Here is a 20844-nt window from a genome sequence, read left to right as displayed (position 1 = left end):
TTTAACTCAAAAAATATATCACTGCACAATATGTTTCCATGCAGTGATACTATTTTTACTGTGCCTTGTTCGGTTGTTCTACTGGAATTGAATTTGTATTTGATCTATTTGTTTTTAATTCAAAATACGCATCCAAAATCTCTTTACCAATCGCAGAATTAATTCCTGATTTATCATCATTCACCCATGGTACAACAACTGAAAAAGCTACTTCCGGATCAGCATCATATGGTGCATAACCGGCAAGAGTTAAATTATAACATTTTTTTCGGTTGTTGTTCTCATCTCTTCCAATATCACTTTCTCCACCATATACTGTCTCAGCTGTTCCTGTTTTTCCCGCTGGTTTATATGGTAGACCTTTAAACGTTCCGGTACCTGTTCCGTCAGCTTCTTGAAAAACTCTTCTAAATCCTTCTTTTACATGATTAATGTACGAAGTGTCCATATCCACTCTATTTAATACAACTGGTTCAATCGACCGAACGACTTTTCCTACATCCTCTGGTCTATTCGGTTGCTCTCTCACTTCTTGTACAATTTGTGGCTTCATTCGGTAACCGCCATTTGCAATGGTTGAAATATATTGCGCAAGCTGAAGCGGCGTATATGTATCATACTGTCCAATCGCGTAATCAAGTAAAAATCCAGGTATGTTATCAGTTCTACCTACTTGACCAATTGATTCATTTGGCAAGTCAATACCAGTCGACACACCTAGGCCAAATTGTCTAAAATAGTAGCGCATTTTATTAAATGTTTCTTGTTTAATATCTAATGGATTGTTTGGGACATAATTAATGCCTGCCATTTTTAAAGCCGTATTAAACATATAAACGTTCGATGACACTTGCAAAGCTCTTAAATCATCAATATCCCCAAATTCTTTCCACGATTTCTTCGGCTTAGAACTTCCTTTAAAATACATTGGTGCATCAAAGAAATGTGTATACGGCTTAATCGCTTCTGTTTGATATCCAGTTAATAAAGTAGCACCTTTTACAGTTGACCCTAACTCATAAGAACTTGTCATCGTTCCTAATGCATAATCTTCTATTTGCATACCGCCATCTTTATTTACAATTTTCTTTCCTGCCATTGATAAAATTTGACCGTTTTTCGGATTCATCATTACTACGAACGCACGATCCATCATCGGCTCTGCAGCATGAAAGGCTCGTAAATTCTTTTCAAGACTTCCCTCTACTCTTTTCTGTAAATCCATATCGACTGTTAACATCAAGTTATTTCCACTTTTTCCTTCAGTCACTTTTTCTGTGCGAACAATCTTCCCTGCTTTATCCATAATATTTTTAGACTGTTCTTTCGTTCCGTGTAGTGCATCTTCGTATTGTTTTTCGATGTAACTTTTACCAATACGGTCGTTTCGATTATAATCACGAACTAAATAATAATCTAATTGTTCTCTTGGCAACCCTTCATTTTCATTAGAAACGCTACCTAGTATAGAGCGCAGTATTTTATCATTTGGGTATTCACGTTCCCAATCTACTGTTGTATCTACCCCCGGTAAACTTGCCAACCTTTCACTAACGACAGCATATTCATTTTGACTTACATCTTTTTTAACGATTTGCGGCGTCATTTTATATCCCGCATTCATTTTGCTTTTAATGGCTAGTACTTCTAGGTCTTCTTTTGAAAGTTCACTTAATTCTTCTTGTGTAATTCTTTCCCTACGTAACTCTTCAACTTTTTTATCTAATTCTTTCCCTTCTATCTCCTGCTTTCTAAATTTACTCTCATCTTCTTTCGTTACTTTCGCTGCTGCCCGCTTTTCATTTAACTGCATCCAAAAATCCTTTTTATCTGTTTCTGTTAACTTGTCTATGTCCTCTTGCGACATTTCAATTAGCTTAGCTAAACCTCTTGCTACTTGTAAAACTTCTTTCGAGTCTACTCCTCTCATTTTCGTATATGTAACGGTTCGCAATGGTTTATTATTTACAATAACGTGACCTTGCCGATCAAACATTTTCCCTCTAGGAACGGGAGTGCTTACCGTTACATCTTCCTTTTTATTTACTTCATTTCTATACGTTTCTCCATCAATGATTTGTACTTTACCTAATTGAATTATAATAGCTGAAAATAAAAGAAAGACAATAAAAAATAGTACATTTAACCGAAATGGAATATGAGTCTTTTTCTTTTTCGATAGTTTTTTCTGCTCCTTTTTCTGTCTCATTTCGCTCCCTCGCTTCATTCTATTAACATTTCTACGCAAAGTCATTATGTATCAAATTTATTTATATGATATATATAGAATTTTATATTAATTATAAAAGAAATAAAAGATTTAATTTTCAGTTTTTTATTTTTATACCCTATTTATTACCATTCCCTTAATGCACAATAAAATGAATATTATTCTAAAAGAAAAATGGAGCAAATTTATTTTTATACCATTAGTTTACATTTCTTTGTATACTAAAGAAATAAATTCATAAAAGACATTACTTAAGGAGAGAACGAAAATGACAGATTCGTTTATCATACATACTAAAACGCCACATTGTTTAAACTTTATGATCTACATTCAAAATATTTATCTCAATCAAAAAGGAAAAAAAGAAAATTTTCGTTTTCCTTACATAACAAAAACATTACATTTCTCCACTGACTTTAAAACAAATTTCAAAGAATTATGGCTGACTCTTCGTAAGCAAACTGCTAACGACAGATATGATTTACAAATTTTTCATGAAGAAAACCATATCTTCTATGAGAAGCTTTTTAACACCCAATTATGTAATGAAGACTCTTTTAAAGAATTAGTATGTAGTTTTCAAGTATGGTGGACTAGCATAGTAGGTCAACTTTCATTAGAACGTTCTGTAGATGAATATGGGCAACAACTTTTTAACGATTTAGTTTTATACTTAAAGCAAAACGAAATAGAACCTTTACAACAGCTACATATTAGCTTACTTTATGACGATTGTTTATTGGTTAAAGAAAACATTTCTTCCTATTCTGCTATTTTGCCGACTAAAACCTTTTTTATAAATTATAGAGATGTGGTTACTACATTATCGACCTGTTTTCATGTTGCTTAATACAGCGATTACCCAAATAAAAAACTGAGGTAGATACCTCAGTTTTTTCGTTAACTTATTTCATTGAAGATAACCCTTCAACAAACTCACCAATCTTATTTTGAAAAACAAAGTCAAAGTTATATTCTTGTCCTGTTAACTCTTCATTTACTAAAATAGTTGTTGCCCCTACTTCTCTCTTTGCGATTTCCGGGAATGAAGCGACAGGTTGTACTTTTAATGACGTTCCTAAAACGATAAGTACATCTGTTTCATATAAACGTGTTATCGCATTTTGATATTGTGGCAATGTATCTCCGTATAACACAACGTCTGGGTTTAAAATGAAATTACACTTCTCGCAGCGTGGCACTTCATGATCAATCATATACTGTAAATCATATCCCGCTTTACACTTCGGACAATGTGCTGTTTGAAGCGTTCCATGTAAATCAATGACATGTTTACTACCACCTAATTGATGTAAACCGTCAATATTTTGCGTTAAAATCGTAATATCTTTCCCTTGTTCTTCTAGCTCAGCTAAAAAACGATGTCCACGATTTGGTTTATATTGATGGAACGTATTAATTTGAAAGATTTCTTTATAATGCTTCCAAAATTCTTTCGGACTTCGGTTATAGTACCCTCTTGATAAGTACATCTCCACATTCGCATCAGCATACAATCCATTTGCTGAACGAAAATCTGGGATACCACTTTCCGTACTTGCACCAGCGCCTGTTAATACTGTAATTTTCTTCTCTTTTTCTAAAATTGAACGTACCTCTTCAAATTGTTGCACAAAAATCACCTCTATGTATTTTCCTATTCTTATTATACCAGTTGTTTACAGGAGGTGTTGTACAATTCATTTTACTTAATGCGTTGCGCCGCCAACCTCTACAATATCTACTTCAACTGTCATCGTTACTTCGATTGCCAATTCTATCCCTTTACGAATAGTAGAAAGTGACATACTCGGTTGCCCTGGATAGTTACTCGCTTGTTCTGGTAAAAACGGAATATGAATGAATCCGCCTTTTATTTTCTTATCATGTTTCTCTAGTTCATGCATAAGTCCATAGAATAAGTGATTACAAACGAATGTGCCTGCCGTCTGTGAAACAGATGACGGTATGCCCTCTTCGCGAAGTTTTTTTACGATTGCTTTCATCGGAAGTGTAGACCAATACGCAATCGCTCCTTCTTCTACAACCGGTACATCTACTGGCTGATTCCCTTCATTATCAGCAATTCTTGCATCATCAATATTAATTGCGACACGTTCTATCGTAATATCTGGTCTGCCCCCAGCTTGTCCGATACATATAGTAATTTCCGGCCCTAGTTCTTCTATATACTCTTTTAATACGCTTATTGATTTATGAAATACAGTTGGTATTTGTTTGCTTATTATCTTGTATTCTCCAATTGTTTTTTCATGCAAACCTTTTGCTACTTCCCAAGCTGGATTGATATTTTCTCCGCCAAACGGATCAAACCCTGTTAATAATACTGTTTTCATAGTTTTATCCTCCTAATTAAAAACGATATACAAGGCCGTACATAATAAACATATTTATGATAAAAATTGAAAGAGCAATTGGTACTTGCGCTTTAATAACCGCATTTTTATCCTTTAGCTCTAAAAGCATCGCAGGTACGATATTAAAGTTTGCTGCCATTGGCGTAAGCAGTGTTCCGCAATATCCAGCAAACATACCGAGTGCTGCCATAATTGCTGGGTTTCCGCCGTGCATTTGAACTATTAAAGGTAAGCCAATTCCGCCAGTAATAACAGCAAACGCTGCGAATGCATTTCCCATTACGACTGTAAATAGCATCATGCCTAAACAGTACGCCATAACAGCAACGAACGGATACTCTGTCGGTAACACTTGTCCGACTAAATCAGAAACGACTTGTCCAACGCCCGACTTCGCGAAAATACCGCCAAGTGCCGCTAACATTTGTGGTAAAATAACAGCCCAGCCGACAGCTTGTAATAGTCTGCTTCCTTCTTGAACAGGCGTTGTTATTTTCGATTTTGTAATACGCATCGCCGCGACAAATGCGAGTAATGCACCAAGCGCTAATGCAACTAAAGTTACTTTATCTGGATCAACAAGAGAGACATTTCCCCATTTAATTTTCCCTAACGTCAACGTACCGATAATTGTAAAAATAGGAATTAATAGTGCAGGCATAAAAATTTTATTTTTTAATTTCTCAGCATGTTTTACACGTTCTTGTACTGGAACTTCTTTTTCCTCTGATTTTGTCACTTTATTTAGCGAGGCTAAAACGACCATAGCGAGCACGATACAGCCAACGTAAAACGAAGGAATTACATTTCCAAATAAAAATGTAACTGCAAACAATGCCCAAAATAAACTAGAACCGAATCTGTTTGGATGTTCACGATCGAATGCGATACGAACAGCGATAAAAGCAACAATTATCCCTAATACATAATAGATTGTATCCATTGTGATGATGTTCATATTAGATTGCCTCCTTCTCTTCTTTTCCTTCTGCCTTCATTGTTTTCTCTATATATTTATCAAACCTTCTAAATCTAATCCAGCTTACAATAAGTGCAGATATTGCTGTCGGAATGCCCCAAAGTGCCATATCCCATACACCGACATGCATACCTACTGAATCGAAGAATCCTTTCATTAATAAAATAGCACCAGTTGCGATGAAAATATCTTCTCCGAAAAACCAAGCTGTATTTTCCGCAGCAGCTGCGTTTGCTTTAATCTTTTCTCTTAATTTTTCAGGAAGTTTACCGTATTTACCTTGCGCAGCCCCTTCTGCCATCGGTGCAACGAGCGGCCTTACTGTTTGCGCATGCCCACCAATATTAAGCCCTAGTGCTGCTGATGATTCTCTTATCGTAAAATATGACATTAATACCCTTCCAGTTGTTGCTCCTTTTGATTTCGTTATAAGTGCTTCGGCTCTTTCTTTTAAACCGTAACGCTCTAAAATTCCGATTACCGGTAAAGTTAATATAATTGGCATAGATATATATCTATTTTCTATGAAAAATTTACCGAACATGCTGATCACATCATAAAAACTTAATCCTGAAACCATACCAGTAACAATACCTGCAACCATAACTACTAAAAGTGTATTTAATCTAAATAAAAAGCCCACTGCCACTAATAATATCCCGATTAATTTCACCAATTCCAACACTTCCCCTCATTTTTTATTTCGGTGCACATATAGAAATACCATCATGTCCGAATGTTCTGTATATTCTTTCTGCAAATTGCACTGCTTTTTCCCCATCACCGTGTAAACAAATCGTTTGCGCCTGAACTGCTACTTTCTCTCCATTGATCGAATTTACATGGCCTTCTTTCACCATTTGAAGTACTTGCTTTATCGCTTCGTCTTCATCTTTTATAAGCGCATTTTCTTCTGTACGGCTCGTTAATGTACCATCTTGCTTATACGTACGATCCGCAAAAGCCTCTTGTACGAGAGTTACATTGTATTTTTCTGCAGCCTGTATAAACGCCTCGCTATTTGCTAATCCGTAAAGTAATAGACTTGGATTTATATGATAAATTGCCTTTGCGATTGCATCTGCAATTTCCGGATTAGACGCCGCCATATTATATAAGGCACCGTGCGGCTTTACATGATGCATCTTCCCGCCAGCCACTTTTACAAACCCGTCTAATGCGCCGATTTGATATAAAACATAATCGTATACTTCACTTGCTGAAACATTCATGTTTCTTCTACCAAATCCAATTAAATCAGGAAATCCAGGATGCGCCCCTATTGCTACGTTATACTCCAAAGCTTTTTCAACAGTTTGACGCATAATAGACGGATCACCCGCATGAAAACCGCAAGCAACGTTTATAGAGGAAACGAACGGAAGAATTTCATCATCATTCCCCATTTTATAAGCTCCAAAACTTTCTCCTAAATCACAGTTTAAATCGATTGTAGTCACAATGTATTCCTCCTAATTCCAGCTTCGTAAAGCGATGAATTTCTTTAATAGATTCATATTTACTTCTTGTTCTATGTACAATTGTTCCGCTTCTTCAAGCGTAATTTTCTCAAAAGAAACATAGTCCCCCGGCTTTAGCTGGGCAAGAAGAGGTAAATCTACTGAAATGATATTTCCCATTCTCGGATAGCCACCTGTCGTTTGCCTATCTGCCATTAATATAATCGGCTGTCCGCCATTAGGAACTTGAATGGTTCCAAATGTAACAGGACTCGATAAAATCTCTTTTTCTTCAATCCTATTTAAAACTTCTCCCTCAACCCTATAGCCCATACGGTCAGCATAATTAGATACCTTATACTCTTTCGTAAAAAATGCCTTTCTACTTTCTTCTGTAAATTGATCGTATTCAAAGTCAGCTATGACACGAAGCTTAGGATGTTTCTTATACTTTGGTAGTACGCTGTTGCTAATTACCCATTTCGTTTTTATTCGCTCATCTTTTTGTAAGTCTTGAATGAAACGATTCGCCATTTCTGAGTACGTACCAATTTGAAAACAATCTCCTTTTTTCAGCATTCTTCCTTCTATACCACCAATCGCAGCACGTATGTACGTACTTTTGCTTCCCATTGTACGCTCAATATGTATACCACCCGCAAAAGTCACATACGCTCTACAACCACTTTTCACTTTTCCAAAACAAAGCATACTACCTTCTTCCGCTAAAATGGGACGCCATAATGGGATACGTTCTCCATTTAACAACGGTTCCATGTCTGCTCCGCCAATCGCAAGTAAAGTCGTTTTCTTTATTAACAATTTAGGTCCCATAATCGTCATTTCGAGTCCCGCTTCATTCTCTTCATTACCAACTAACATATTGATCATCCGAAGTGCACTTTGATCCATCGCCCCGCCAACTGGCACACCGTATTGTTGATAATGAGATCGCCCTAAATCTTGGACTGTTGTAAACATTCCCGCATGCAAAACTTCTACATCCATTCTTTAACCCCCTCAAGTGATACGTACTCTTCCTTCGTTATTGGAATAAATCGTAAATACATACCACTTTGAATATATGTTGGTATTTCTTCTTCCGGATTAAATAATGAAATAGGAGTTCGGCCGATAATATTCCATCCTCCCGGTGTTTCAAGCGGATATATACCTGTTTGATTTCCCCCAATACCTACTGAACCAGGAGAGATTTGTAACCGTGGTGTTTCTTTTCTAGGTGTTTCTAATTCTTTTGATAATCCTCCTAAATACGGGAACCCTGGTGTAAAACCAAGCATATATACAAAATATGTAGTTTCACTATGTATTCGAATCACATCTTCTACTTGTAAACCGTGATAATGCGCGACCTCTTCTAAATCAGGTCCATATTCTTCCCCGTAGCACACTGGTATAGAAATATGTTTCACATCCTGTTTTACTTCTTCTTTATAAGAATCACACAGCTCCTTTATATACTGGCGAACGTAATCATATGACCTTTCACTTCTCTCATTTCTCTTCCATACTTCGTATACATTGTAGTAAACAGCTAATGAAGTAAACGATGGAACACACTCAATCATTCCTGCAAACGGATGTTGCTGCAGTGCTTGAAATAACCGCTGTACTTTCTCATATATATCCATCTTAATTGCTTCACCAAATGTAACAATAATTGCTTGATCCCCTAACGCAGAAAATTTCATCCTACTCCCTCTTTCTATGCCAAAAAGCCGAGTTCTTTCGAAATGCGATGCGCTGTTTCTTTCACCTTCGCAATAAAATATGAAATGTTACTTTCGCTGTACTCAATTGCTAATCCTGAAATACTAATGCCTGCTACAACCGTTCCATCGCTCGCGAAAATGGGTGCTGCTATCGCGGCTGTATGATTTTCTAACTCAGAATAACTAATTGTGTAGCCTTCCTTTTTTGTCATTTGCAACACTTCTAACAATTGTTCCTTATCCACGATTGTTCCATCTGCAAACTGTTTTAAATCCACTTCCTCTATGTATCTCCGTTTCTCTTCCTCAGAGAAATACGATAGTAAAATTCTTGGACATGCACCAGCATAAAGCGGTGCTCTTCTTCCAACTGCCGTATACACGCGTACTGGCTGAACACCTTCCATCTTTTCAACATAAATTGCGTCATTACCATCTTGAATTATTAAATTAACTGCCTGTCCTAAACTATCTCTAAGTTCTTTCATATAAGGAATTGCTATATTTCTTACTGATAATCGGTGTGAAACAAGTTGACCGAACCGTAAAAATACGACCCCTAAACGATATTTCCCCTTTTCGTTTTTTTGTAAAAACGCCATCTCTTCTAACGAGCCAATTAAACGATAAACAGATGTTTTCGGCATATTTGTAAGCTGAACCATCTCAGTTAAACTTAGCTCTTCATGCTCATAAAACAACTCTAAAATATCCATTGTCTTAACTGCCGTTTTATTTATACTCATTCTATCTCCCTTTCGTTCCGAAAAACGGAACTTAAATTCCGTTTTTCGAAACAAACATATAATTTAAAATTATAAAATATTCTTTCAATTCAATCAATAGATTTTAAGCAAATAAAAAAGCATGGAAGAATATCTCTCCCATACTTCACTACACTTTATAACGCTCTTACTTGTTTCAACGGCCAGAAAACAGCTTGTCCTTTTCCAACAATTTCATCTTCTGAAATAAAGCCAAACATGCGACCATCCTTAGAAACTTCACGATTATCCCCTAAAACAAATACTTGGCCTTCTGGCACTTTCGTTTTCCCTGTGATTTGTTCTAACGTAAAGTCTGGAGTTAATACACGGCCTACTGCTTTTTCTTTAAACTGTTTTAAATATGGTTCTTCCATCGCTTTTCCGTTTACATATAAAACATCATTTTTATACTCAACTGTATCGCCTGGCAAACCAATTACTCGTTTTACTAAATCGTAACCTTCTTTTCCGTGGAAGACGATAATATCAAAGCGATCTAATCCACTTATACTATAACCAATCTTATTCACGAGAACTCGTTCGTTATTTTCTAAAGTGGGCATCATCGATTCACCTTGTACTAAAGAAGGTGTAAATAAAACACCGCGAATAATAGCAATTAATACAAGGGTAAACCCTATCGTTTTAGCCCATGAGAATAATTCTTTCTTCGTATTTTCCTTCATCGTTTCTCCTCTTTCTTAAGCACTTATTTTATTATTTCAACTAATTCTTGTACTAAATTAGGATCTATTTCAGAAAAACATGATTTTCCTTCTCTTACCGCTGTACCGACGTGCGCCTGCGTAATTCCAGTTTCATCTAGCAATCGCTTTATATTTTCTTTCGTCACGCCAGCTCCAGCTACAAGCTGAATTTGACCATCGCTTACCTTTTGCATTTCTGTAAGCACCGGAATATTCTCTACTATATTTCCTTGTCCACCTGAAGTTAAAACGTGAGTCACTTTATGAAACTTCTTTAAAGTTCTCATCGCTTCTACTGGATTTTCTATATCATCTATCGCACGGTGGTACGTTACATTTATTCCATCTACAACAGATAGTAAGTCCGCTAATTTCTCTTCATCCACTTCATTTCGTTCATTTAATACGCCTAATACTACACCAGCTGCTCCTAACTTCTGTGCAACTATAATATCTTCTTTCATCATTTCAATTTCTTCTTCCGTATATGTAAAAGACTTCGCATGCGGACGAATCATAACATGAATTGGTATACTTACCGCTTCTACCGCTTTTTTTATAAAAGCATAACTCGGTGTTAAACCACCTTCTGTATAAGATGAAATTAATTCAATCCGCTTCCCGCCAGCGCTTTCAATTCGTTTTACATCTTCTAAACATGTTGCAATAACCTCTAGCATGAGATGACCTCTTTTCGTGCTTTTTTCTTATTATAACATTAGTAAAAATAAGAAGCCTAGCTTTCTCCTTTAAAACTTAAAAAAGAAGAATGAAAAGAAAGATTTTTTTATTGGCAACAATTATTGGTAACATCCTATTATTCATGTACACTCCTACCATAATGAAAAAACCCGTCATTTTGACGGACTTTTCTAATTTCAAGCTTTCCTTTCCTCAGTTTTCATATCAATGCCTAATTGATCTTCCAATAACTTTACACCTTTCTTTGTAAGATGGACAGCCCGATTCTTATCCGTTTTTGTAATCCATTCCTGTTCAAAAAATAGTTTTGCTATTGCAGATCCTAACCAACCGGCAATATGGTAGCGTCGTTCACTCCAATCAAGGCAAGGTTTTGCAAATACCCTCCTTTTTGTATCTGCCTCATCAACATTTATTCCAAAATTCAGAAACCATTGCTTACCTTGTTCCGTTACAATGTATTCTCCATCCTCTAAAATTATAAATTGCCTATCTAGTAATTTTTCAGTTATCTCTACACCGAGTTTGCCTGCAAGATGATCATAACAAGTTCGAGCATAACGAATTTGTTTTAGTTGACCTGATTGTTTTAAAGAACGAACTTGAACTGTTGGTGCGATTGTCCCTAACTTTTCAAGCACTTCTGCAACTTCTTGATTAGCAAGTCGATAGTAACGATGTCTACCATGTTGTTCAACTGTAAGTAAATTCCCTTCTACTAATTTAGAAAGATGCGAACTAATTGTTGGATGTGACACTTTTGCCATATAAGCCAATTCACTAGCAGGTAGTGCCTGATTATTCATTAGACAATCTAATATGATTGCTCTTGTAGGTTCAGCAATTAGTTTAGCTATATATGAGATATTCGGATATACATTCATATTTCGATGATACCCTAACTATTAAATTGATACAATTATTTTAAGTTTAATAGTAAAGGAGAATGTATTATGAATGCAATTGATCTTAGTATATTAAATTTGAAAGAAACGAGAAGGCGCTCAGAAAAATTATGGAATTCTCTTCCTAATAATTTTCTTAATTGGAAGCCTGATCCTGAGGCTATGTCTTTTGGTGAGATGATTCGTCATGTATGGAGTTCAACTTTTTACTACCATATGATTATAAAAAACAACGGTTCAATAAACGACATACGTATCCCGTATGATGACGAGCCGATTACTTGTGTAAAAAAAGAAATTGAATTGGCACAATCATACTTTACTGACTTCATAGAATATGTTCAATCAATAAGCATAGCCGATCTAGATTCAAGACTTATTGATAGAAGCGATGTTGGCTATCAACGATATTTAGGCGATATGCTATTACGAATTGCCTATCATGATGCGGTCCATGCAGGTCAATTTTTACAATATTTACGAATGGTAAACTTAGAAAGACCATTAATTTGGGATTAAATACGAAAAATGTTTATACAGCCTCCAAACTGGCATTACAATAAGAATTTTTCAACAAGAAACAATCACAAAACCATGATAATCATTTATATTAAAAACCTACATCTCAACTAAGTACTTCATTCACATAAAAAGCACGGGTTTGATTACTAATCAAACCCGTGCTTTCAAAACAACTATAATATCCATAAACAATAAAATGTAAAATTTAAAAACTACGACCGAAACGCCGCATCCGCCAGCATAGACAATGTTGCATCATCCATCGGTGGATTATGCAGTCCTGCTCTGACGTTTAAATAGTAACGATGGAGCGGATTTTTTTCTGATAAACTTTTTGCTCCTACGATGCGCATCGATTTATCCACTATAGATATCGCCGCATTTGTTACAGCATATTTCACGGCTGCTAATTCTGCTTGCAGTGATAGTTTATCTTCTGCCTCATCGTACTTTTTCGCAATTTGATATAAAAAGACGCGAGCTTGCATAAGCTCGAGTTCTAATTCTCCAACTAATCTTCTAACATTCGGCAATAAACTAATAGAATGGTTTAAACTGTTTGGCTTGTATGATTCCGCAAATTGAACTGCATAATTTCTTGCTGATTGTGCAATTCCTAAATAACATGCTGGTATATGTAGCAACCAGCCAACACCCTTTTGTTTTACTTTCCCGCCTTTTATATCTGTAAAAAAGCGACTTTCTATCTCTACATTTTGTAAGACAAGGTCGTGGCTAGCAGTCCCTCGCATTGCAACGCTATCCCACGTTTCTTCAATAGATACACCGGGTGTATTTCTTGGAATAACAAACTCACCAACTTCTTCTTGGCCTTCCATACTTGCTGAAATAATAAAATAATCAAGTACTGGTGCCATCGTTGTAAAAGTTTTTCTTCCATTTATAACCCACTTCTCGCCTTGTTGAACCGCTATTGTTTCTGGTTTGCCGCCACGCGTCGGACTCCCTGTTTTCGGTTCTGTTGCTGCCCTGTTAAAGAGCGCACCATTACGTACTTCTTCGCAAAACCATTTGAACATCTCATCATTCCAAGAGCGATTTTCCGCTAGCTCTTTCACAATGCCAAGATGCCAGCCAATCGATAATGCAGTAGCTCCGCAGCCTTCCGCGATTTTCTCTTGAAATAAAACAAAGTCATATAAAGAAATCGCACTACCACCAAATTCCTTCGGTAACGTTAATTTCGTATATCCGATATCTTTCAAATCATTTATATTTTCATACGGAAATGATCCCAATTCACTTAGCTGATGCTCCCTTTCCATGAACTTCGGAATCAATTTATTTATTTGTGCAATAATGAAAGATTGTTCTTCTGTTTCAACAAATGAGAGTGCCATACTATAATCTCCTTTATGTTCGATTCATCAACCGCTCACTTTTTCATTATGATTATATGAAGCTACCTCTCTATTGTTTCACTATTCCGATAAAAATACAATGTTTTTGACTAATAAGAAAAGTTCCTATTTAAGGATAGGTTCTTTTCTTATGTTAATCTCCTTTCAATGCCTTTAATGGCAAAGAGGTTACATATCCAATATACGAGAATAATTCTTTAAAGAAGAATGGAATTTCTGTGTCTAACGTTTTATATGCTGATGTCGGCGTTGGTGAAGCATACGCTTCAATATTAATATGTTTTGCAATTCTCATTGCGCGTTTCATATGAAGTGGATCACTTACAATCGTGTATGTGCGTATTCCGTTCTCTATTCCAACTTGCTTCGCATTTTTTAAATTTTCTTCAGTGAAAAGGGATTTAGTTTCAATTAAAATATCTTCCTCTTTTACACCTTGTTTCATTGCATATACTCTTGCAGTACGTGCTTCCTCAAGTTCTGCCTCGAACTTTGTACCACCTGTAAAAATAATCTTTTTGATATTTCCATTCTTATATAAAGAAATCGCATGATTAATTCTTTCTTTAAATACAGGAGATGGTTTTCCGTTCCACGAAGCTGCTCCTAGTACGATACCAGCATCCGTTTTCACGTCATCATTTGCTTTAAAACGATAACTCCAAATATCGTAAGCTGCATAACTTACATATAAAATAGCAGAACAAATCATTAGTAAAAATACTTGAAAGATTCGTCTTTTCTTACTCTTCTTATTTTCTTTCATTTGTAATTGCCTCCGTACATCATCCATACTTCTATAAAAAACATTTATATCAAATCGTTTTGTTTGAGTTTATTTAAAAGAAGGAACTTTACTTGTTATTTATGTATAAAAGGGTTTTCATTTAAAATTGAGGATTATCAATTCATTTTCATTTGCGGTTTTCATTACATTTTTTAAATTCATAAGTTTATTACCATACAACTACATTGTAACGAATTTTTTCTCAGAAGGGAACGATGAAACAAAAGGAATTAAAATAAAGTAGCATTTTGTAAGAAAAAAGGTATATTTTTCATGTCTCACGAACAATATACCTTTCAAAACACGAATTATAACTTTTCTTTATATAACTCTAATTTTTCTAACAATTGTTCTTTTACGCCTGGCCATTCACTCGAGATAATACTGTACACCACCGCATCTCTCACATAACCATTCGGTAATTTTCTTTCATTTCTAAGCACACCTTCTTTTACTGCGCCTAATCTTTCAATTGCTCGTTGTGCTTTTTCATTTCTTGCATCCGTCTTAATTTGCACTCTCAGCATATGCAGTTTTTCAAAAGCATACTGGAGAAGCATATACTTACACTCTGTATTTATACTCGTACGTTGTACACTCGGATGATACCACGTTTGCCCTAACTCAACTGTCTTATCTTCTACTGAAATATTATATAAACGTGTACTTCCTACAATCTTATTCGACTGTTGATCTACGACTATGAAAGGTATTTGAGTACCTCTTCCGTAACCCTTTATCGCTTTTTGAACGTATTGTTGCATATCTTGCACACTATCCATTTTAGAGATTAAATACGCCCAAATATCCCGATTTCCTTCTACAATCGAAAACAAAGTTTCGACATCAGTATTATCCATTAACCGCAACTTTGCTCTTTCGTGAATAATTTCCATTTTTAAGCCCCCTTTGTTGTTACTATATCATAAGAACAAAAACGTATTATAATAATAATATAAAAATATAGAGCGAAGAATTCTTTTCAAATATATTCTTCTCGTATAAGGTAGGAAGACTCATCAGTAACCCTTAAAAAAGAATTTATTGGTAATTTCCAATAAATTCTATATAATGATAAACGGGAGGGGATAAAAAATGCTAGATCAAATTACTTGGGGAACGCCAGGCAGCTTATTATGCTTAGGGTTCTTTTTTGCGGGACTAGGAATCTTCTTAAGAAGCGTTACGTCATATACGAAAAATAAATAAGAATATCCCGCTTTTAAACAAAAGAAGCCCTCTTTTTACAGACGGCTTCTTTTTTATAACTTTATCTTATTAAAACTTTAAAGCAATAAATAAGCAATCGGCGTAATAATAAGTAACGTTAAAATCGTTCTCTGCACATATAAAATAATAAGTTCAGATACTTTTAACGGAATATCTGTTGATAATATACAAGGAATGGAAGCGGAGAAAAACAAAATAGATGATACGGAAACAACTGCAATAACAAACTTTGTCACAATTGGTGCACTTACTACTAATAATGACGGTAAAAACATTTCTGCAATACCAACTGATGCGGCTTTAGCGGCTAAGTCTGCTTCTGGTAATTGTAATAGCCATGTAAACGGATAGAAAATATAACTGATCCAATCAAATATTGGCGTAAACTTCGCTAAGACGATACCAATTAATCCTACTGACATAATGGATGGTAAAATTCCCATCGTCATAATAAATCCGTCTTTTAAATTTAATGCAATATTTTTCATAATGCTCGGTGCAGACTTTGATACTTCTAACGCATCTTCCCAAGCACGTTCTAACATTTTTTCTTTATAAACAGGCTCTGGGAACCCTTCTTCTGTTACATATGTATCTGGTTTTCTACTGAGGGGCGGGATTCTTACGGTGATAGCAGTCACGATGAATGTTACAACAAGCGTAGTCCAAAAATAAACATTCCATAAATGCATAATATCTAATGTTTTTGCGATGATGATCATAAATGTAGCGGATACTGTAGAAAATCCTGTAGCGATAATCGCCGCTTCTTTTGTCGTATACTTTCCTTCTTTATACACGCGATTCGTAATAAGGAGAGCAAGCGAATAACTTCCAACGAAGGACGCAACTGCGTCGATTGCCGATCTCCCCGGCGTATTCCATAATGGCCTCATAATCGGACGACAAAATGTACCGATAAATTCAAGCAATCCATATCCGACTAATAACGCTAAAAACGCCGAGCCAATTGGAACGAGCAAACTTACTGATATGACTAGCTTCTCATATAAAAACGGTCCAACATCTGGCGCAAAGAACCAAGCTGGTCCTACTTTTAAACAATATAATATGCCAAATACAACGCCAACTACTTTTAAAATAGAAAAACAAATGTCTACGATAGATGCATTCCATTTCTTCGTATAAAATGGATAAATCGCACCAATTGCCATAACAAATAATGCATAATAAGGTACTATGCCAGGAACCGAAGCCCTAATCCACGATACGATATGATCAATCATAATAGACGATGCACCGTTTATCGTAACAGGAACGAAAAACATAAACACTCCAACGAGACTAGCAAGTATAAACCGAAGAATAATTCCCTTCTCTTGCCCTGTCTTAATTACATTACTCTTTAATTCAATTTCACTCAAAATTCGACACCCCCTATTATCTAAATATTCTGTATAATCATGTTGGATTCCTTCTTTCCATTTCTACTATTTCATCATATAAAAAAAGCCTATTTTAAAATAGGCTTTTTCTACTACCTCTCATAATCATCCACAATCACTTGAATGATACGATACGATTCTTCTGCTACTTTTTCATTACTATCCCTATTCGCATCATATGTAATTAACGCCTTCCAAAGTGCCCATCCTCTCGCTCTATTCCACGTTTCTTCATCCATGCGTAATACTTCATTAAATACATTTCTACTATTTTCATCAAAAAACGTCCACGCCATCGCTGCATCACAAGCCGGATCCCCTACTCCTAAAATACCAAAATCAATTACGGCACAAAGCTTTCCGTCCTTAACAAGTAAGTTTCCAGGTGCAACATCCCCATGAACCCAAACTGGCTTACGGTCCCATGTTGAACTAAGTGCTACATTCCAAAGGTGCTTTAATAATGCCTCGTCAAAAACATCCTTATTATTTTCAATAGCAACTCTCGCCTCTTCAGCATATACAGATATAAGCCCACCTCGGTAAAAATTATGCGCTCCAGCTATTGGGCCATTACTCGCATCAATAGCCTGCAATTCCACTAAAAATGATCCTAAGTCCGCCGCAAATTCATTTAGGTCACGGACATTTTGTTTCGTAATAGTATCTCCTTCTATCCACTTATTAATAGACCAAGGCCATGGATACTCTTCAGATGGATTTCCTTTCGCAATTGGTGCAGAAATCGGTAAAGAAAGCTCCTTACTTAATATAGGTAGCCACTTATTTTCTTTCTCTACTTGCGGCGCATATGCCGCGTCACTTGGCAATCTTACACTCATCTCATCCCCTAGATGAAACGTTCTATTATCATGCCCACTAAACTTTACAGGCTTCACTTCTAAATGTGCCCATTTAGGAAATTGTTCCCCTATCAATCTTTTAACTAAATCAGTATGAATTTGATTCATTCACTTGCCCCTTCTCTTTTGAAATTTACTAAGTCCATCTGTACTCCCAACATACTCAAAACCACTTCTTTTATAAAAATCATTCAGCGTACGATTATGTCCAACGCAATCTAACTTCAAATACTCTTTATCACATTGTACATTCTCGTCTATCCACTGTAAAACCCTCTCTCCTATTCCGTTCCCCTTATACTTCCGTTTCACCGCAAATCTATGAATATATAATGAATTAGAAACTTCCTCTTTACCAAAAATATGTTCATCCCATTCATTTTGTTTAGGAGAAACTGTAATCGTACCAACTATTTCATCTTCTTTCATAACAATATACGTATATTTCTCTCTTATACATTCTAGTATTTCAGCCGTAGCTTCCTCTCCTAAAAGATACTGCCACTGATCCACTTCTTTATATTGTAGCCATTGTGCTACTTCTTTTAATAAAAGGATAATACTATCACTTTCATTTTCAGTAGCAATTCGAATTGTATATTCTTTACTTATATTGCTCTCCATATTGCCTTTCCCCTTTCAAATTGCTACCATACTGACAAACGAGTCCTTCCATCATTTTCATCTGTAATATATTCTACATAAAATCCTTGATTCACTGCGTTTTCATACATCATTTCAATCTCTTCTTGGTTTTTCGCATAAATTTGTATATACTCACCATCCGCTACTAATACGACTACTTCACACTTACTCTCCTTAAATTCTTCAAATGTTTCAATATCTATCGTTTTTTCTCCTTTAGGATATGCTTTTAAATCTGCAAAAATAAGATAATATATGTTGTCTTTAACTAACTTTTTCAATGCTAACCCTTCCACTACACTTGGTTCTTCTGGAAATAATGCCTCATCCAATTCACCACGTGCTATTAAGTAGGACTCCTCATCCCTCACTCGCCAATCAAATTCAGTAATATCAATTGGGTTTAACACTTTCCAAAGTACATTGCTGTATTCATTTGGAATATCTACAAAAATCCCTCTTTTCATATGCTTGCTCCTAACTTATTCATTTTCATACATTATATATGAAATGTAATTACTATATTTTGTCGATACATATGTACATCATAAAAAACCGCTCCACTACTAGCGAAACGGTTTCCTTTTGCTTACATTTAAATATTTCATTCAATTGTTACACTGCGTTTTAAAATAATTTTTAATATATGCACCACATTAGCCGTTCATTCTTAATGCTCACTTCGACTTTACAAAATAATATAAAAACCATACTGCATGATTTTGTTCATCCGCAGCTATTCTCCGTAACAACTCTTTCAAATGTACATCGGATGTCTCATCTGAAATTTCCAAATAAAAATCTACTGTTTTTTGTTCATCTTGTATAGCGAACTCTAATCCTTGTAAATACGTATTTGGGCAGTCTTCAGTAATTTGTGGTTTCGGCTGCCTGCCAGTTAAGTTCGTATAAATTTGTACAAAGTTGTGGAAATGCTTTATTTCATCATTACGAATTTCAAGAATTTGTTTTTGTTCTACTTGATTTGGAGCCATATTCGCTAATTTTGCATAGCAGCTTATGGCGCTATACTCTCCATTTATAGCTTTTTCAATATCACTAATCAACTTATCATTTTGCCTATAACAATCATAATAATTTGAATTATACATCGTATCCCCCCATACTTTCGCTTACCATTTTATGCATTTAGAAATAGTAGGAGCCTGTGTATTTAACGGGACGGCTTTAGAATGAAAGAAAAGTTTGAGAAAAGGGTCTATTTTGCAAAGGAATTGCTTATGCATAAAATAATACTATTGTATACTGTTGCTATAAACTCTCGCGGGAGTTAAGAAAATAAATTCGCGAATCAACGATTGGTTCAACATGATGCGGTGCGAAGCTATTATGAGTTAAGTGACATAATTAGGAGGTTCCACTATGCCATCTTTATTTAAAACTATGGAGTTCCAGCTAAAAACCGAACGACTTGACCTGAGTATGTGGGAGGAATCCGATTCAGTTTGGATGAGGAAATTAATTGGCGAACGTGGTGTGGACATGCCGACCCTCGACTCCGTTCGTAACCGGCTTATTGAGATGCGTAAGAAGGCAGATGAAAATGGCATTTCCCTTCTCACTATTCGAAGAAGAGACGAAGGCGATTTCATCGGATACTGCGGCTTGATTATCGGTCGTTCCACACTTGAAGAGCCGGAGATTGCATACGAGTTGTTCCGCAGCGCTCATGGTAAAGGTTATGCGACTGAGGCGGCATCTGTTGTACTGGACGCGGCGATTGCTACTGGGCGCCAAAGACTTTGGTCGACTGTAGGTGCTTGGAATATCGCTTCCCTCCGGGTACTAGAAAAGATAGGATTTAAGCGTCATCACAGTACGTGGGATGACGAACGTGGTGAGATTGTCTGGAATGTACGTGACCTTTAGAGATCCCGACTTAATTCTAAACATAACACTTTTCAACAATTAGGTGTTTACATTGAGGAAAAGCCAGAAAAATTAACAAACTTTATTATCAGCAAATATTCATTCTTCAGCTTATAGATTTCATCAAAAAAAGCCGTTTCACTAAATTGAAGTGCACCCCAATTGTTAGACACAGTCTAACAATTGGAGGTGCATTTTTTATGGCTAAATTTTCTTCAAAAGAAAAAATCCAAGCGGTGAAACGATATTTAGATGGTA

Annotated in this window: 23 protein-coding genes; 3 read left to right on the top strand and 20 right to left on the bottom strand. The window is 35.8% G+C overall.

Translation table 11 applies throughout. From position 1 onward, the window contains the following. Positions 1-55: 55 nt before the first annotated feature. Positions 56-2209 carry a peptidoglycan D,D-transpeptidase FtsI family protein gene (locus ACS2CR_RS14845; RefSeq protein ID WP_001249185.1) on the bottom strand — a complete coding sequence of 718 codons (2154 nt, stop codon included), beginning with the start codon at positions 2207-2209 and terminating at the stop codon, positions 56-58. A gap of 289 nt (positions 2210-2498) precedes the next feature. On the opposite strand from ACS2CR_RS14845, the gene ACS2CR_RS14840 reads away from it, so the two are divergent. Next, positions 2499-3080: a hypothetical protein gene (locus ACS2CR_RS14840; protein WP_016110254.1), complete on the top strand. Its 582-nt coding sequence runs from the start codon at positions 2499-2501 to the stop codon at positions 3078-3080. A 55-nt stretch (positions 3081-3135) separates the two neighbouring features. On the opposite strand, the gene ACS2CR_RS14835 is transcribed toward ACS2CR_RS14840, so the two are convergent. The 11 genes from ACS2CR_RS14835 to ACS2CR_RS14785 all read right to left on the bottom strand — a co-directional run bounded on the left by ACS2CR_RS14835 (position 3136) and on the right by ACS2CR_RS14785 (position 11840). Then, positions 3136-3864: an NAD-dependent protein deacylase gene (locus ACS2CR_RS14835; protein WP_053512491.1), complete on the bottom strand. Its 729-nt coding sequence runs from the start codon at positions 3862-3864 to the stop codon at positions 3136-3138. Positions 3865-3939: 75 nt separating this feature from the next. After that, a complete protein-coding gene (pcp, locus tag ACS2CR_RS14830; protein WP_053512490.1) occupies positions 3940-4587 on the bottom strand; it encodes a pyroglutamyl-peptidase I in 648 nt (215 codons plus the stop codon). Between the two features lie 16 nt (positions 4588-4603). Further along, positions 4604-5566 (bottom strand): DUF979 domain-containing protein, encoded by a 963-nt coding sequence (locus ACS2CR_RS14825; protein ID WP_001021658.1) that lies wholly within the window; start codon positions 5564-5566, stop codon positions 4604-4606. A 1-nt stretch (position 5567) separates the two neighbouring features. Next, complete coding sequence (locus ACS2CR_RS14820) at positions 5568-6263, bottom strand: DUF969 domain-containing protein (protein ID WP_053512489.1); 696 nt, start codon at positions 6261-6263, stop codon at positions 5568-5570. 22 nt (positions 6264-6285) lie between these two features. Continuing rightward, on the bottom strand, positions 6286-7047 hold the full coding sequence (gene pxpA / locus ACS2CR_RS14815; protein ID WP_016110256.1) for a 5-oxoprolinase subunit PxpA: 762 nt from the start codon (positions 7045-7047) through the stop codon (positions 6286-6288). 12 nt (positions 7048-7059) lie between these two features. Next, positions 7060-8055, bottom strand: a complete 996-nt coding sequence (locus ACS2CR_RS14810) for a biotin-dependent carboxyltransferase family protein (RefSeq protein WP_016110257.1) — start codon at positions 8053-8055, stop codon at positions 7060-7062. Continuing rightward, entirely contained in the window at positions 8046-8759 is a 714-nt protein-coding gene (gene pxpB, locus ACS2CR_RS14805; protein ID WP_053512488.1) for a 5-oxoprolinase subunit PxpB, read from the bottom strand. The genes ACS2CR_RS14810 and pxpB overlap by 10 nt, the downstream gene beginning before the upstream one ends. A 14-nt stretch (positions 8760-8773) precedes the next feature. Then, a complete protein-coding gene (locus tag ACS2CR_RS14800) occupies positions 8774-9526 on the bottom strand; it encodes an IclR family transcriptional regulator (RefSeq protein ID WP_053512487.1) in 753 nt (250 codons plus the stop codon). A gap of 155 nt (positions 9527-9681) precedes the next feature. Continuing rightward, positions 9682-10233, bottom strand: coding sequence for a signal peptidase I (lepB, locus tag ACS2CR_RS14795; RefSeq protein WP_000662490.1), 552 nt, complete (start codon positions 10231-10233; stop codon positions 9682-9684). A gap of 23 nt (positions 10234-10256) precedes the next feature. Beyond that, positions 10257-10934 (bottom strand): copper homeostasis protein CutC, encoded by a 678-nt coding sequence (locus tag ACS2CR_RS14790; RefSeq protein WP_000895111.1) that lies wholly within the window; start codon positions 10932-10934, stop codon positions 10257-10259. A gap of 198 nt (positions 10935-11132) precedes the next feature. Beyond that, positions 11133-11840: an ArsR/SmtB family transcription factor gene (locus ACS2CR_RS14785; RefSeq protein WP_016110261.1), complete on the bottom strand. Its 708-nt coding sequence runs from the start codon at positions 11838-11840 to the stop codon at positions 11133-11135. Positions 11841-11909: 69 nt separating this feature from the next. On the opposite strand from ACS2CR_RS14785, the gene ACS2CR_RS14780 reads away from it, so the two are divergent. Continuing rightward, positions 11910-12380: a DinB family protein gene (locus ACS2CR_RS14780; protein ID WP_000991282.1), complete on the top strand. Its 471-nt coding sequence runs from the start codon at positions 11910-11912 to the stop codon at positions 12378-12380. 215 nt (positions 12381-12595) lie between these two features. Here the strand turns inward: ACS2CR_RS14780 and ACS2CR_RS14775 are convergent, their stop codons facing one another. The 8 genes from ACS2CR_RS14775 to ACS2CR_RS14740 form a co-directional block, all read right to left on the bottom strand. Then, positions 12596-13744 carry an acyl-CoA dehydrogenase family protein gene (locus ACS2CR_RS14775; protein WP_001218345.1) on the bottom strand — a complete coding sequence of 383 codons (1149 nt, stop codon included), beginning with the start codon at positions 13742-13744 and terminating at the stop codon, positions 12596-12598. A gap of 154 nt (positions 13745-13898) precedes the next feature. Continuing rightward, entirely contained in the window at positions 13899-14531 is a 633-nt protein-coding gene (locus ACS2CR_RS14770; RefSeq protein WP_000662216.1) for a YdcF family protein, read from the bottom strand. A 329-nt stretch (positions 14532-14860) separates the two neighbouring features. After that, entirely contained in the window at positions 14861-15448 is a 588-nt protein-coding gene (locus ACS2CR_RS14765) for a GNAT family N-acetyltransferase (RefSeq protein ID WP_000402585.1), read from the bottom strand. Between the two features lie 390 nt (positions 15449-15838). After that, a complete protein-coding gene (locus ACS2CR_RS14760; RefSeq protein WP_001289412.1) occupies positions 15839-17167 on the bottom strand; it encodes a YjiH family protein in 1329 nt (442 codons plus the stop codon). 113 nt (positions 17168-17280) lie between these two features. Further along, entirely contained in the window at positions 17281-18159 is an 879-nt protein-coding gene (locus ACS2CR_RS14755; protein ID WP_001071799.1) for an aminoglycoside phosphotransferase family protein, read from the bottom strand. Next, positions 18160-18675 (bottom strand): GNAT family N-acetyltransferase, encoded by a 516-nt coding sequence (locus ACS2CR_RS14750; protein WP_053512486.1) that lies wholly within the window; start codon positions 18673-18675, stop codon positions 18160-18162. A 23-nt stretch (positions 18676-18698) separates the two neighbouring features. Beyond that, complete coding sequence (locus ACS2CR_RS14745; protein WP_053512485.1) at positions 18699-19163, bottom strand: DUF2691 family protein; 465 nt, start codon at positions 19161-19163, stop codon at positions 18699-18701. Between the two features lie 210 nt (positions 19164-19373). Beyond that, entirely contained in the window at positions 19374-19808 is a 435-nt protein-coding gene (locus ACS2CR_RS14740; RefSeq protein WP_000282817.1) for a ferritin-like domain-containing protein, read from the bottom strand. Between the two features lie 271 nt (positions 19809-20079). Between ACS2CR_RS14740 and ACS2CR_RS14735 the strand changes: the two genes are divergently transcribed. Beyond that, the gene (locus tag ACS2CR_RS14735) at positions 20080-20586 is read left to right on the top strand and encodes a GNAT family N-acetyltransferase (RefSeq protein ID WP_001139531.1); all 507 of its coding nucleotides are present in this window, start codon (positions 20080-20082) and stop codon (positions 20584-20586) included. The last annotated feature ends 258 nt before the right edge of the window (positions 20587-20844 follow it).

This window comes from Bacillus cereus group sp. BceL291, assembly GCF_051776705.1.
GTDB lineage: Bacteria > Bacillota > Bacilli > Bacillales > Bacillaceae_G > Bacillus_A > Bacillus_A cereus.
The sequence above is the reverse complement of the archived record's forward strand: the minus strand, read 5'-3'. Positions and strand labels throughout refer to the sequence as shown.